Annotated in this window: 11 protein-coding genes and 1 pseudogene; 11 read left to right on the top strand and 1 reads right to left on the bottom strand. The window is 35.9% G+C overall.

Annotated features, from left to right (window positions below):
• Positions 1–191: 191 nt before the first annotated feature.
• The 11 genes from leuS (at position 192) to ACFO5Y_RS11770 (ending at position 15,093) form a co-directional block, all read left to right on the top strand.
• Complete coding sequence (leuS, locus tag ACFO5Y_RS03450; protein ID WP_197105250.1) at positions 192–2,609, top strand: leucine--tRNA ligase; 2,418 nt, start codon at positions 192–194, stop codon at positions 2,607–2,609.
• Between the two features lie 18 nt (positions 2,610–2,627).
• On the top strand, positions 2,628–5,534 hold the full coding sequence (locus ACFO5Y_RS03445; protein ID WP_197105249.1) for a putative polysaccharide biosynthesis protein: 2,907 nt from the start codon (positions 2,628–2,630) through the stop codon (positions 5,532–5,534).
• Entirely contained in the window at positions 5,534–6,259 is a 726-nt protein-coding gene (locus ACFO5Y_RS03440) for a pseudouridine synthase (RefSeq protein ID WP_197105248.1), read from the top strand. Before ACFO5Y_RS03445 ends, ACFO5Y_RS03440 begins: the two co-directional genes overlap by 1 nt.
• A gap of 176 nt (positions 6,260–6,435) precedes the next feature.
• Complete coding sequence (gene pepV, locus ACFO5Y_RS03435) at positions 6,436–7,848, top strand: dipeptidase PepV (protein WP_197105247.1); 1,413 nt, start codon at positions 6,436–6,438, stop codon at positions 7,846–7,848.
• A 1-nt stretch (position 7,849) separates the two neighbouring features.
• On the top strand, positions 7,850–8,629 hold the full coding sequence (locus ACFO5Y_RS03430; RefSeq protein WP_197105246.1) for a TrmH family RNA methyltransferase: 780 nt from the start codon (positions 7,850–7,852) through the stop codon (positions 8,627–8,629).
• 109 nt (positions 8,630–8,738) lie between these two features.
• Positions 8,739–9,257, top strand: a complete 519-nt coding sequence (locus ACFO5Y_RS03425; protein ID WP_231606970.1) for an HD domain-containing protein — start codon at positions 8,739–8,741, stop codon at positions 9,255–9,257.
• A gap of 323 nt (positions 9,258–9,580) precedes the next feature.
• Positions 9,581–10,648 (top strand): phenylalanine--tRNA ligase subunit alpha, encoded by a 1,068-nt coding sequence (pheS, locus tag ACFO5Y_RS03420; RefSeq protein WP_197105245.1) that lies wholly within the window; start codon positions 9,581–9,583, stop codon positions 10,646–10,648.
• Position 10,649: 1 nt separating this feature from the next.
• Positions 10,650–13,070, top strand: a complete 2,421-nt coding sequence (pheT, locus tag ACFO5Y_RS03415) for a phenylalanine--tRNA ligase subunit beta (RefSeq protein ID WP_197105244.1) — start codon at positions 10,650–10,652, stop codon at positions 13,068–13,070.
• 396 nt (positions 13,071–13,466) lie between these two features.
• Positions 13,467–14,429, top strand: coding sequence for a hypothetical protein (locus tag ACFO5Y_RS03410; protein WP_197105243.1), 963 nt, complete (start codon positions 13,467–13,469; stop codon positions 14,427–14,429).
• A 62-nt stretch (positions 14,430–14,491) separates the two neighbouring features.
• Positions 14,492–14,599, top strand: coding sequence for a class III lanthipeptide (locus tag ACFO5Y_RS03405; RefSeq protein ID WP_197105242.1), 108 nt, complete (start codon positions 14,492–14,494; stop codon positions 14,597–14,599).
• A gap of 125 nt (positions 14,600–14,724) precedes the next feature.
• Positions 14,725–15,093: a class III lanthionine synthetase LanKC N-terminal domain-containing protein gene (locus ACFO5Y_RS11770; RefSeq protein WP_455362909.1), complete on the top strand. Its 369-nt coding sequence runs from the start codon at positions 14,725–14,727 to the stop codon at positions 15,091–15,093.
• Here ACFO5Y_RS11770 and ACFO5Y_RS03400 read toward each other — a convergent pair.
• A pseudogene (locus ACFO5Y_RS03400) lies at positions 15,026–15,623 on the bottom strand (IS30 family transposase); the annotation flags it as partial. The gene ACFO5Y_RS11770 and the pseudogene ACFO5Y_RS03400 sit on opposite strands and share 68 nt — an antisense overlap.

The following is a 15,623-nucleotide window of genomic DNA, read 5'->3' as shown; positions in this document are numbered from 1 at the left end:
ATGAAATTCACATGGCGTTTTTTATTTAATTGGATTTTTTGAAGTGGCTAACTTCATTATAAAATCCGCCAGGGTATTTTTATTTTTTTTGAGAGAAATTTATTTTAAATGGATTAAAACAGTGCAATTTTCACTTTTTATTGTAAATATTGTATAATGGAAAAGAATTTATAGATTATTGGAGGAAGAAAATGAGTTATCAACATCGTATCATTGAAAAGAAATGGCAAGAATATTGGGATAAGAATGAAACATTTAAAACAAAGGATCGTGGTGTCGATCATCCTAAGTATTATGCGTTAGATATGTTCCCATATCCATCAGGACAAGGCTTACATGTTGGACATCCAGAAGGGTATACAGCGACTGATGTGATTGCTCGTATGAAGCGTGCTCAAGGTTTTGATGTCTTACATCCAATGGGATGGGATGCATTTGGACTGCCAGCAGAGCAATATGCCTTAGATACTGGAAATAATCCAGCTGATTTTACTGAACACAATATCCAAACATTTAAACGTCAAATCAAATCACTTGGCTTTAGTTACGATTGGGACCGCGAGATTAATACAACGGATCCAAATTACTATAAGTGGACACAATGGATTTTTACTAAATTATTCGAAAAAGGTTTAGCTTATCAAGATGATGTGATGGTTAACTGGTGTCCGGCATTAGGAACCGTATTAGCGAATGAAGAAGTTATTGATGGTGTTTCTGAGCGTGGGGGACATCCTGTGTACAGACGCCCAATGAAACAATGGGTTCTTAAAATTACTGAATATGCTGAAAGATTAATTGAAGATCTAGAAGAAGTAAATTGGCCAGACAGTGTGAAAGAAATGCAAAAACACTGGGTTGGTAAATCTGAAGGAGCCATGATTAAGTTCCAAGTGGCTGGATCTGATAAAGTCATTGAGTCTTATACGACACGACCTGATACATTATTCGGAACATCTTATGTCGTATTAGCACCGGAGTTGGATATTGTGAACGAGTTAATGACTCCAGAGCAAGAACAAGCAGTCCGTGCTTATATTAGTGAAGTTGAAACTAAGAGTGAATTAGAACGTACATCATTAAATAAAGATAAAACAGGTGTATTTACTGGGTCATATGTGATTAACCCAGCAACAAAACAAGAAATTCCAATTTGGATTGCTGATTACGTGATTGCTTCCTATGGTACGGGTGCGGTTATGGGTTCAGCAGCACATGATGAACGTGACTTTGCATTCGCAACTAAATATGATTTACCTATTGTACCAGTGATTGAAGGACCAGAAAAAGAAGTGCCATATTATGGTGAAGGTCCACACATTAACTCTGAATTCTTAAATGGCCTAAACGTAGAAGATGCAATTCAAAAAATGAATACTTGGTTAGAAGAGAATGATTTCGGTGAACGTCAAATTAATTACCGTTTACGCGATTGGGTATTCTCTCGTCAACGTTATTGGGGAGAGCCGATTCCAGTGATCCATTGGGAAGATGGGACAACAACAGCTGTTCCAGAAGACCAACTGCCAGTTACTTTACCAGTAACGGACAAAATTCAACCAAGTGGAACTGGAGAATCACCATTAGCAAACATTGAAGAGTGGGTAAACGTCACAGATCCAGAAACAGGAATGAAAGGACGTCGTGAAACAAATACAATGCCACAATGGGCAGGTAGTTCATGGTACTTCCTACGCTTTATGGATCCTCACAATGAAGACGCATTGGTTTCTCAAGAAGCCTTAGAAAAATGGGGCAATGTTGACTTATATATTGGTGGAGCTGAGCATGCGGTACTTCATTTACTATACGCTCGCTTCTGGCATAAATTCCTTTATGATATTGGTGTCGTTCCAACTAAGGAACCATTCCAAAAATTATTTAACCAAGGAATGATCCTAGGTGAGAATAATGAAAAAATGTCTAAATCAAAAGGTAACGTTGTTAACCCAGATGATGTAGTGAATGAATATGGTGCAGATACGTTACGTGTTTACGAAATGTTTATGGGACCATTAGATGCGTCAATCGCATGGAGTGAGAATGGATTAGAAGGTAGCCGTCGATTCTTAGATCGTGTATGGCGTTTACTAATCAATGAAGATACTCTCGCATTGGCAGATAGTGTCAAAGAGTCAGATAGTAAAGAGTTAGAAAAAGTTTATCACCAAACAGTTAAAAAGGTGACGGAAGATTATGAGCAATTACACTTCAATACTGCTATCTCACAAATGATGATATTTTTAAATGAAGCAAAAGATGTAGATGTTTTACCAATTCAATTTGTTGAAGGCTTTGTGAAATTACTTGCCCCAATCGCTCCTCACTTAGCAGAAGAGATTTGGGAAAAATTAGGTCACACTGAAAGTATTTCAGAAGAAGCATGGCCAACGTTTGTTGAAGAATTAACTGTGGATGACCAAGTAGAAATTGTTATCCAAGTGATGGGTAAATTAGTTACAAGATTGGATATTGATGTTGATCTAGATAAAGAAGTAGTTGAAGAATTAGCTTTAAGTCAAGAGTCTGTACAAGAAGCCGTAAAAGGGAAAACAATCCGTAAAGTAATTGTTGTACCGAATCGTTTGGTGAACATAGTAGCAAACTAGTTTAAAGGAGGAAGTGCTTTGAGTAAACAGCACAATGATCAAGATAACTCGAATGATTTATCTAATCAACAACCTTATAATAGAGACGAATTTCAGACAATAGAGTTTACTGAAGAAGAAAAAAATATCCTTCGCCGGCCGAATCGTCAGCCAATAGATGGGGATTATTTTGCTCAGTCTGAGATGTCTAAGGAAGAATTAGAGAATCTGGATCGACCCGAAAGAGATGAAAACTTAGATGAAGCAAGGGCATCCGAAGTTGAAACATCATCTAGCACACCGACTGTGAATGAATTTCGATATAAGTCCTTGCGCGAACGAAATAGAGAGCAAGAAATGCTGAAAAAGCAAAAGGAACAAGAAGAAAAGCAAAAGTCAAAAGAGCGAAAGAAAATTTTTGGTGATGTTTTTAAACCAACGTACGAAGAACGTTATGATTTAACAGAATTGGAAGATATTACAGATTACAATCAATTCCAAGAAAGTGAGAAAAGGTTATCAGACGAGAAAGAAAAGAAAGATTCTGTATTTAAAAATCTTTTCTCTCGTCAGAAAGAAGACCGTTCAGACGTTAAAGTTATGGATAGATCGGATTCAATTGAAACTGAGAATTTGGAAGTTGAAGAACCAGAAAAAAGCAATACAGGACTTTTCAGTTCAGTGAAAAATATATTATCTTCATCCGATGAATCAAATAAATCGGACGAAGAACTGGAAGAAGCAGAACAAGATGCGAAAGATAATCTGGAATTCGAGGAGTCAGTGAATCAAACCGATTGGTTAAATCAAGATAATTATACTGAGGAATTAGCTACAGAAGAGGAACTAACACCTGATTACGACGACTTAGATGAGAAAGAATCAATTGATACTGAATTAGTTGATGACGAAGATCAAGAAGTTTATCCGGCAGAAAGTGGTATTGAAGCTAGCTATCAACCAGAAGATGATGAATCTGAAGAAGACTTAGAGAATCTCGGTGAAGATGATGCGATAAGTATCACTGAATTGGGTGAGGACGAGTCTCAATTAGAAACAAATTCTGAATTTGAAGATGAAACCACTGATTCGAACTTTGATGAAGAAGAGAAAGTAAACAGTGAATCTGACTCTGAACCTGATATCGATGAACAATTCAAAGATAAAGACCTCACTGACGAAGAATTAGATCAATTAAGTGAAAAGATTAGCCAAGATACAGACATTATTGAAAATCCCATTCTCACGGATCAAGTATTAAATGAGTATTACTCTCAAAATGATACGGTCATTGAGGAACGACTCGAAGAGGAATCGGATGAAGAAGACGAGAAGTCAGGGATTACAAGTGGTGCTTCTTGGTTAACCATTGGTAATGTTCTCTCTCGTGTCATTGGAGCGCTATATGTTATTCCATGGGCAACATGGTTAGGAGCAGAATATACGCAAGCCAACGTACTTTATAGTGCGGGTTACAAGCCGTATTCATTAATGCTTGCGATAGCGACGGCTGGTTTCCCAAGTTCAATTGCGAAGCAAATGGCTTATTATCATTCTTTAAAAGAGTATAAAACAGCCGATAAGCTCTTCAAAAACAGTATTATTATTATGTTGTTAACTGGAGTGCTATCAGGCGGATTGTTATTTTTAATCGCGCCAATATTAGCAGAAAATACTTCAACAACCAATGTTGAAGGAGCAACGATGGTTATTCGTTCACTATCACCGGCACTATTAATACTGCCAGCTATGAGCTTACTCCGTGGTTATTTCCAAGGATTTAATGACATGAAACCAACCGCAATTTCTCAGATTATTGAACAATTTGCCCGTGTTGGTTACTTATTAGCAGCTACCTATGCGATTATGATGATTTATAGCGGTGAAGTAACACATGCTGTAGTTCACTCAACATTTGCTGCCTTCATTGGAGCTTTAGGCGCACTGCTATATCTAATATTTGAATATATTAGACGCTTACCAGTGGCTAAACGTTTAATTGCTAAATCAGCAAACAATGTGAACTTAGACTTTAAAGAAAGTATCAAAATTATGGTTGTCGATAGTATTCCATTTATCTTATTAGGATCAGGAATTATTATCGCTCAGTTAATTGATACATATACTTTCGGACAAATACTAGAATCAACGTCAGCCTTATTATTCACTGAGATTGAAGAACTCTATGGGGTTCTAAGTTTAGATGTGGATAAACTTGTGATGATTATTATTTCATTAGCAGTTGCCTTAGCTTCTTCATTAGTACCCGTTATTTCGAAGAAATTTGCACAGAGAAACATTGCAGGTACGAGTGAATTAGTTGAACATATTACGGTATTATTCAGTATCGTTATGATTCCAGCAGCATTAGGAATGGCATCCATTGCTAATAATATCTATTATTTATTCTATCCAAATGGATCAGAAGCAGGACCTGGGCTTTTAATTACAGCCTCAATTTCTAGTATCGTACTAGGGGCTTACACGGTGTTCTCAACAATCTTACAATCGATGAATTACCGTCGCTTAGCTGTACGTTTCCTATTAATTGGACTTGTAGTTAAAGCATTATTACAATTCCCATTTGTTGCTTTATTTGAAGCACATGGTGCCTTAGTTTCAACAGCTATTGGTTTCTTAGTTTCAACAGTATTGATGTGGATCAAGTTGAGTCGTGAATTAGACTTTAATTACCGTAGATTGAATAGCAGTATTATTAAGATACTCATTGCTTCAGCATTAATGACAGTTTCAGCCGCTATGTGGAATCAATCATTAAACCTTCTGTTCGGTCCTGTTGGACGTGGATTAACTTTCCTTAAAATCGTCATTGTCATCATTATGGCAGTACTCGTTTACGGAAGTATTCTAGGTATTACGAACATGTTATCAGTCTTAATTGGTAATCGATTTAAAGATATTCAAGATAAAATGAGGTTAATGTAATGCGGTTAGACAAATTATTAAGTCATGCAGGATATGGCTCACGAAAAGATGTTAAAAAAATTATTGTGAGTGGATCAATAACTGTAAATGATAAAGTAATCAAAAAAGTGGGACACAATGTGGATCCTGAAACAGATATAATTCAATACATGAACGAGCCTGTTTTATATCAAGAATATTACTACGTCATGTTAAATAAACCAGATGGGATTATTAGTGCGACAGAAGATAGAGAATATGAAACGGTGATTGATTGGGTTGAATTAGACTTTGGTCATGCGCAACTCTTTCCAGTAGGAAGATTAGATATAGATACAACTGGTCTACTTCTTTTGACCAATAACGGACAATTAGCACATCAATTACTTTCACCCAAGAAGAAAGTGAAGAAGCGTTATGAAGCTTTAATTGAAGGAGTTGTGACGGAAGAGGATATTCAAAAGTTTGACAAAGGACTTGATTTGGGTGATTTTATTACTCAATCAGCGAATTTAGAAATACTGGAAGTGCATGCTGAAATTTCTCAAACATTAATACATGTGGAGATTACTGAAGGTAAATTCCATCAAGTAAAACGAATGTTTGAAGCAGTTGGCAAGGAAGTTATCCAATTGCACCGTATTTCAATGGGACCTCTAAAGATTGATCCAGAGTTAGCTCTTGGTGATTACCGAGAATTAACAGAAGCTGAGATGAATCTATTAGTTCCATACGGCTTAGAATAGTTATTTAAAGGTTAATGAATAAGGAATTGTATGTTTAAACACAATTCTGACATTCATTAACCTTTTTATTATGGAATGAATAAAATATTCATTGTGAATAAGTTATTTAACTTTTTGCAACAAGAGATTAGTGATAGAATAGTAATAATGAAATTAGTGAAGGAGCATTATCAATAATGAAAAATATAAATTGGTTACAAGAAGTAGAATCACGTCAAGACGTCTTACTCAAAGACCTATTTCGAATTCTGGAAGTAGAATCAGTCAGAGAAGATGACTTAGCAACAGAAGAAGCACCTGTGGGACCTGGTCCAAAACGTGCTTTAGAAGAGTTTCTTGCGATGGCAAAGGAAGACGGCTTTGAAACTGAACAATTTGGACCATGGGCTGGTCACGTGAAAGTGGGCGAAGGAGACGAGCTCTTAGGTGTTCTAGGACACGTTGATGTTGTGCCTGTAGGTACTGGTTGGGATACGGATCCATTTAAACCAGAAATTATTAATAATCGTATTTACGCTCGTGGTTCAAGTGATGATAAAGGACCAACTGTGGCAGCTTACTTTGCAGTAAAATTATTACGTGAACTTGGTGTCAAATTCAATAAACGCATTCACTTAATTGTTGGAACAGATGAAGAAAGTGGATGGCAATGTATGGATTATTACTTCCAACATGCACCAATGCCAGATTTAGGCTTTTCACCAGATGCGACTTTCCCAATTATTAATGGTGAAAAAGGAAATGTATCAGCCATCTTCGATCTAAAATTAGGTGAAACACTCGAAGCAGCCAACCATTTAGTTAAATTAACTGCTGGGTTACGTGCAAATATGGTACCACAAGATGCTACAGCAATTATTCAAACAAATGATGCAGCTGACATAGCTAAAGCGTTCCAAGAGTTTATTGCTGCGTATGATGCTTTATCTGGAGACAGCAGTGTTGAAGGAGATCAATTAACATTAAACTTAGTAGGTAAAGCAGCCCACGGTTCAACACCAGAAAAAGGTGTAAATGCCGGAACTCATTTAGCGAAGTTCTTAGAAAACTATGCTTTTGATTCAAAAGGTGCTCAAGATACTATTCAATTATTAGCGCGTGAATTATTTGAAGGTTTCGATGGAAGTAACATCGGTGTGAATTACACGCATGAAGTCATGGGCGATGTGTCAATGAATGTTGGTATCATTGATTTTGATGAAGCACAAGGTGCTACCATTGATGCGAACTTCCGTTATCCAAAAGGAACAAACCCAGAAACGATTCAAGAACAAATTAATACGCATCTATTAGACTATGATGCGACGGTGACAATGTCAGATTCGAAAGAACCTCATTATGTCCCAAGTGATGATCCATTAGTGAAAACATTACTAGATGTTTATGAGAGACAAACTGGTGAAAAAGGCGTTGAACAAACGATTGGTGGAGGAACTTACGCTCGCTTAATGCCTAGAGGTGTTGCATATGGTGCCTTATTCCCAGATTCAATAGATACAATGCACCAAGCAAATGAATTTATTGCTTTAGAAGATTTATTCAGAGCGACGGCCATTTACGCTGAAGCAATCTATGAGTTAACACGTTAATATGTTAGAGAAAGAAATTATCCGCTCGAAGCAAAACGCACAAGTTAAAGCTTGGAAGAAGTTACTTACGAGCAAAGGGCGTAAGAAAAGCCAAAGTTTCTTGATTGAAGGTACCCATTTAGCATTAGAAGCAATTGAATGGAAAGTTCCAGTAAAGCAGTGGATTATGACAGAAGACTATTATCAACAGAATAGTCAGGCATTAAACCTCTCAGAAGACACACCCATCACAGTCATTGATGGTGATATCGCAAAAGAGCTATCCGCTACTCAAACACCACAAGGCGTTTTTGCTGAAGTCGAAGCGACAGAAAAGCAATCTGAATTGGTCAAAGGGACACGCTATTTACTGGTAGATAAGGTGCAAGATCCTGGTAATTTAGGAACAATGATTCGTACCGCAGATGCGGCAGGTTATGATGCGATAATTATCGGAGAAGGATCTGTAGATATCTATAATGAGAAAGTCGTCCGTTCAACCCAAGGTTCTTTATGGCATTTACCTGTCATTGTAATGCCTTTACCTCAAGCGATTGAAGAATTAAAAGCTATAGGAGTACAAGTATTAACTACTGCCTTAAATAAAGAGGCCATCTCTTATAAAGAGACAGATCAAACAATGCCTGTAGCGATTGTAGTAGGTAATGAGGGGCAAGGTGTAAGTGAAGAAATTCAAGCAATCAGTGATCAATTAATCTTCATTCCCATGCTAGGCAATGCAGAGTCGTTAAATGTAGGTGTAGCGACTGGAATTTTATTATTCCATTATATTAAAATGTAATTATTACAGTTATGTTTCATGAACTTTATGTAATATTAATATTATCTTCATACTTTATTTGAATTATTGTTGTATAATAAATGCAATCACAATATTTGGAGGAATATATTTGACTTTAAAATGGCAAAAAGATCCGGAATATTTAGCTCTCGTTGAGGATTTATTAGATCACGAGTTGGTTCAAAAATTAGAAATGTACAAGCATCACCAAGTAACTAACCGCTTATTACACTCATTATCGGTTTCTTACCGTAGTTACCGTTGGGCTAAACGACTAAAATTGAATACAAAAGCTATTGCTAGAGCTGGACTATTGCATGATTTATTTTTCTACGATTGCGAAACAAAGCATGAAGTAGGAGGAAAAGGTCATAATTTCGAACATCCACGTATTGCATTAGAAAACGCAAAAAAACTTACAGAGTTATCTGAGTTAGAATGCGACATTATATTGAAGCATATGGCTGGAGCAACACGCGACGTGCCTAAATATGCTGAAAGTTGGATTGTTACTTTAATGGATAAACAAAGTTGTATTGCAGAATTAACGACCGGAGCATTTAGCTTCATTTATCGTCATACTGTCAAAGCCATGGACGTAGCATACAAGCCAAATCAAATGAATTAATCAGTTTGACTTTAATATAAAGAGTTACTATAATAAGATAATGAATTATTAAACACATAGAAGAAACTAGTAAGAACCGCCATCGACAGGGATATTTAGCATTGACTGAAACTAAATAACATAAGCCGGTTTCTTACGTTCAATTTCGGAGTGGATCTGTAAAGAATTCTTATTAGAATTTGAAAAAGATACCTAAAGCCTAGGTTACCGGCGTAAGAGCTTAGTTAATTATTCTTTAACTAAGAATTAGGGTGGTACCACGGTAGCGCGTCCCTTTTTTGGGGCGTGCTTTTTTATGTATTTATTTAAAAAAGGAGAAAAACATGACATCAACTATTGAACAATTAAAGTCATCAATTGAAGCTTTAGCACAAGATGCTGCTAAAGAAATTCAAGCGAGTGACTCAACAAATGAACTTCAATCAATTCGAGTAAAATTTACTGGTAAAAAAGGTGAATTAACTCAATATACGAAAGAAATGCGTCATTTATCTAACGAAGAAAAGCCAGAATTAGGTAAAGCGATTCAAAATTTCCATACAATCTTCAATGAAGCCTTTGAGAAACAAACGGAATTCATTAAAGCGAAAGAGTTAGAACAACAATTAGCGAATGAAACCATTGATGTGACATTACCAGGTTACGCTCAACCATACGGCACACGTCATATCTTAACTCAAACATTAGAAGAAATTGAAGATTTCTTTTTAGGGATGGGTTATCAAGTTGTCGAAGGTCCAGAAGTGGAATTAGACTCTTATAACTTTGAGCGTATGAACTTACCTAAGAACCATCCAGCACGTGATATGCAAGATACTTTCTATGTAGATGATGAAGTCCTATTACGTACACATACGTCACCGGTACAAGCACGTACGATGGAAGTCCATAATTTTGAAGAAGATGGACCATTAAAAATGATCAGTCCAGGTAAAGTATTCCGTCGCGATAGTGACGATGCAACGCATTCACACCAATTCCAACAAGTGGAAGGCTTAGTGATTGCTGAAGATATCACTTTGGCTGATTTAAAAGGGACATTATTACTATTAGTTCAAAGATTATTTGGTGAAGAACGTGAAATTCGTCTTCGTCCAAGCTTCTTCCCGTTTACAGAACCCTCAGTAGAGGTTGATGTGAGCTGCTTTAAGTGTGGTGGAGAAGGTTGTTCGGTATGTAAACAAACAGGCTGGATTGAAATTTTAGGTGCTGGAATTGTTCACCCGCGCGTTCTAGAAATGTCTGGGATTGATGTTGAGAAATATAGCGGTTTTGCGTTTGGTTTAGGAATTGAACGTGTCGCAATGCTTAAATATAACATCGACGATATTCGTCATTTCTATCAAAATGATTTAAGATTTTTAAAACAATTTAAAGGAGGTCAAAATTAATATGTTAATTTCACTCGAATGGTTAAGTGACTTCCTAGACCTATCAGATATTACAGGCTTAGAATTAGCTGAACGTATGTCAAGAACAGGAATTGAAGTTGAATCCGTTGAAAATATTGGTAAAGATTTAAATAATATTGTTGTCGGTGAGGTTGTAGAACTTGCGCCACATCAAGATAGTGATCACTTAAATGTGGCACAGGTTAATGTAGGTAGCAGTGATTTAAGTCAAATCGTCTGTGGAGCTCCAAACATTAAACAAGGTCAAAAAGTGATTGTTGCCTTACCAGGTGCAGTCTTACCTGGCGGAATGGAAATATTAGAAAGTACATTACGCGGTGTAGACTCAAATGGTATGATTTGTTCCTTACAAGAGCTTGGCTTTAGTGACAGTGTTGTAGCTAAAGAATATGCCAAAGGAATCTTTGTCTTACCTGAAGATGCACCAGTAGGCGAAGACATTGTGTCATATATGAAATTAGATGACGATGTCATTGAATTAGATATTACACCTAACCGTGCTGATGCATTAAGTATGTATGGAACAGCTTACGAAGTGGGAGCGATTTACGATCAAAAACCTCAATTTAATTTAATTGAAGAGCAAGACTTTGCAATAGATTCTAAATTGGGACAAGTTCAAATTGAAGTTGAAAGTCCAGAATTATCAAATGCGTACCAAATCCGTTTAATTGAGGATGTTGAAGTAAAAGCGAGCCCACTATGGGTACAACTCCGTTTAATGAAAGCTGGAATTCGTCCGGTAAATAATATTGTTGATACAACAAATTACTTCTTATTATTATATGGACAACCCATGCATGCGTTTGATTTTGATCAATTAGAGTCAAAAACAATTAAAGTAAAATCAGCTGCTGATGGAGATACATTAACAACTCTTGATGGTGTTGAAAGAACATTGGAACCAACGGATACAGTCATTGCTTCAGGAGATCAACCTATTGCTCTGGCTGGTGTTATGGGTGGTTTAGATACGGAAGTGACGAACAACACTAAGAATGTCTTATTAGAGACAGCAGTATTTGACTCACAACGTGTTCGTTCAACATCGAAGAAATTTGCGTTACGATCTGAATCAAGTGCTCGCTTTGAAAAAGGAATCAACGTAAGTAAATTAAATGAGTCAGGCGAACAAGCTGCATTATTAATGGCTCAATTATCAGGTGGACAAATCGCAAATGGTGTTAAAGAGTTTAACCAACTCAATACGGACAATGTTCAAATTAGCGTTCACAATAACTCTCCAGAGAAGAAATTAGGTATTTCTTTAACGAAAGACGACATCATGAAAATTATTGCTCGTTTAGGCTTTGAAGTTGAGTTTAATGAAGAAGCGTTTATTGTAGATGTTCCAGCAAGACGTTGGGATATTTCAATTGAAGCGGATATCTTGGAAGAAATTGCTCGTATCTATGGTTATGATAATATTCCAACAACATTACCGACAACACCGAGTCAACCAGGGCGTTTAACTCAAAAACAACAATTAATTCGTAAAACACGTACCGTAGCTGAAGGCTTAGGCTTAAACCAAGCCATTACGTATGTCTTAACATCTAAAGAACATGCAAGTTTAATAAAATCAGACGCGCATTCTTTAGTAGAGTTAGAATTGCCAATGAGTGAAGAACGTACGGTTCTAAGACAAAGCATGTTCCCAGCTTTAATGGAAATTGCACAATATAACCAAGCACGTCAAAATAAAGATTTAGCTTTCTATGAAGCAGGACGTGTCTTCTTTGGACAAGGTACACATGTTCAACCTAAAGAAGAAGAACGCTTAGCGATTCTACTTTCTGGTGAATATAAAGGATCTCAATGGTATGAAAGTAAAAAGAATTATGACTTCTACGTACTAAAAGGTATGTTAGAAACATACTTTGAAAGCTTACGAGTTGCTTCAGAAATTGAATTTAAACCGACATCAGAGATTGATGTGATGCATCCAGGTCGAACAGCGATCGTTTCATTAGCGGGTGAAGATATTGGATTTATGGGACAAATTCATCCATTAGTGGCGGAAGAATTTGACTTAAATCAAGCAACATTCTTCGCTGAGATTGAATTAGATAAATTAGTTGCTTATCAAACAGCTGATTTAGTTCAAACTCCAATTGCTAAATACCCATCAACGTCACGTGACTTAGCTTTATTAGTTGATGATACGTTACTGCATCATGAATTAAATTCAACGATCGCAGAAAATGGAGGGCAGTACTTAGTTTCAATTGAGCTATTTGACCGTTATGTTGGAGAGAACATTCCAGAAGGTAAGCAATCATTGGCTTATCATATGACTTTCCAAAACCCGAATGAAACATTGAAAGACGAAGATATCGAAAAAGTAATGGCTAACATTACAGATGCTCTGAAAGATATAGAAGGTTTAGAAATTAGATAATATGATAAAACAGCACTTATTTTTTTAAGAGTGCTGTTTTTGTAATATTCATTCATTTTCTGAAGAATTCTTCCGAAAAAATATGACATAATCTTCAAAAAAAGAAAAGTGCATATAAAAGATTTATGCAAAATATTATACAATAATAGGTGTATATACTAATAAATATAGACGGTTATAAAAATATTGAAATTAATTAAAAGCAACATTCCGCATTGTGTCAATAAAGTTACGAATATGAATAGTTTATTGAAAATATATTAAAGCGCTTATATCAATATCTTATAAGGTTTTTTGTTCGAGGTATATCATTTGAAAAAAAAATAATAATGATTATGATGTATACAACATAAATATTTTATTTCTTTTTATTTATGATTATAAGGAGGATTAATTATGAAAAAACAATTGAAGAAATTAATTTTAGGGACATTAAGTGCAGGTTTAGTATTATCATTAGTCCCAGCAACAATCTTTGCAAGTGAGACTACTGAGACAAGTGAAGAAACTGAAGAGGTAGCAACAGAAGAGACAGAAGAATCTACTGAATCTTCTGAAGAAACTGAAGAAACTGAATCAACTGAGGAAACTTCAGAAGAGTCTACAGAAGACACAGAAGCAACTGAAGGTGAAGAAGATTTAACACCAAGTGCAGACAACCCTTACACTGAAGCTGAAATCACAGAATTCATCAAACCAACTGAAGAATGGGATCCAAACTTAGTATTAGAAAGAGCTGACTTAGAAGCTGGTTATCAAGAAGTATTAGATACTGCGAAAGAACGTTCGATGAATGACGAAGTGAATTTAACGTTTGATGAAGTGGTAGAAATTATGGGTGACGATCCAACATCGGTATCTGAAACAGATAATGGTGAAATCTTTAGATACGTTTCAATTGAAGATGACATCGTACAAGTTGTTCGTTTCCAAACATATGTGAATTCTGAAGAAGATGGACCAGAATTAACAAACGTTGAATACCAATACAAGACAGCAAAAATGTTCGAACGCTTAGAAACAATTGTTGAAGATTTACAAACATTATTTAACGAAGGTGACTTAGCCGCATTTACTGATACATTTGGCCAACCAGAAGTGGTAACAACATCACTATTCCCTGAACGTTACACTGAAGCATTCTTATGGTCAGTTGTTGAGAATGAAGACGTTGAAGTTGGAGAAATTGCTGCGGTTGAAGTTCAAACTGAAAATGATGAGTTAACTAACTTAGCATACTATGAACAAGAAGAATTAGAAGACGAAGCATCTACTGAATCAGAAGATTCAGCAACAGAAGAAGATTCAGCAGCTGAAACTTCAGAAGAAGAATCAACTGAAGAAGAAAGTGCAGAATAATAAAATTGTATCAAACTAACTCCAATTAGCTTGTAACAAATTAATACGAGGAGGTGAGAACCATGGAACAGGTATTAGAATTGCAAAAACTGGATTTAGATAATAATGTTTCACCCATGAGCAGTAGTAATAGTAATAATTGTGGAGATATAATTATCATTACTGGTTAATGATGACAATCAAAAGATAAAAAGTTCTCCTACAAAAAATGTAGGATAACTTTTTATCTATTATTAACTGTTTCAATAAATCAAGGAGCTATAAGAACGAATAAAAATTGAAAGCAGGAAATTATATGTCTAGAACTAAAAGCATTTACAATGAGACCTTAGCAAGTAAATATAATAATAAAGATATACTATCTAAATCTGTAGATAAAATACTAGATTATCAATGGAATTTCTATGAGAAAGATATTTTTATTAATTGTAATTTTTCAGGCAATAAAATACCTGATCAAGGGTGGAAAATCCATGTATCTTGTACTTTAAAAAATGCATTGGATATATTGAATATTGTTACAGAAACATTAATAAAGGAAAAAGTGAATTTTAAATATGTGTTGAATTGCAATAATTATTGCGACAATTTTTTATTTACTCAATTAATAAGAGTTCGTGTAAAAATACTTCCAAGGGTGTTTGGTAATCTAAGCATTTCCTAGGTCGATTATTCATTAACCACAAAGCTTGGAAGAGTTCTTGGTGCGTCACTTTAGCGAGGTCTGTTTTCTTAGGAAAGAACTCACGTAGTAAACCATTAGAGTTCTCATTGGTTCCTCTTTGCCAGGCACTATAAGCATCGGCAAAATAAAAATCAATCCCTGCTGCTTCGACCTCAGGATAACAAGCAAATTCTTTTCCTCGATCTGAGGTAAAGGACTTTAAAGCTTCCTTAGGTAAGTTTTCTCTCAAATCTTCAATCGCAGTTTGCATAGCAACTTTAGTGCGATTTGGCATGGGTAAAGCAATATATATACGGCTTTTTCGTTCTGCAAAGCTCGCAAAACAACCTTTACTCTTACCTCGAGAAGAAACAACTGTGTCGAGTTCCCAATGCCCGAACTCTTTTCGATTCTTCACAGATTTGGGGCGTTTTGAGATGGAGTGCCGATATTAAACTTCCCTCGCGTTTCTTGAGGCTCTCGACTTTTCCCTTTGTGTCTTAAGACAGTTAGGGGTACCTTTAAGATAT

Source organism: Ruoffia tabacinasalis (assembly GCF_042652985.1).
In the GTDB taxonomy this organism is placed as follows: Bacteria; Bacillota; Bacilli; order Lactobacillales; family Aerococcaceae; genus Ruoffia; species Ruoffia tabacinasalis.
This window is presented reverse-complemented; position numbering and strand designations above follow the sequence as displayed.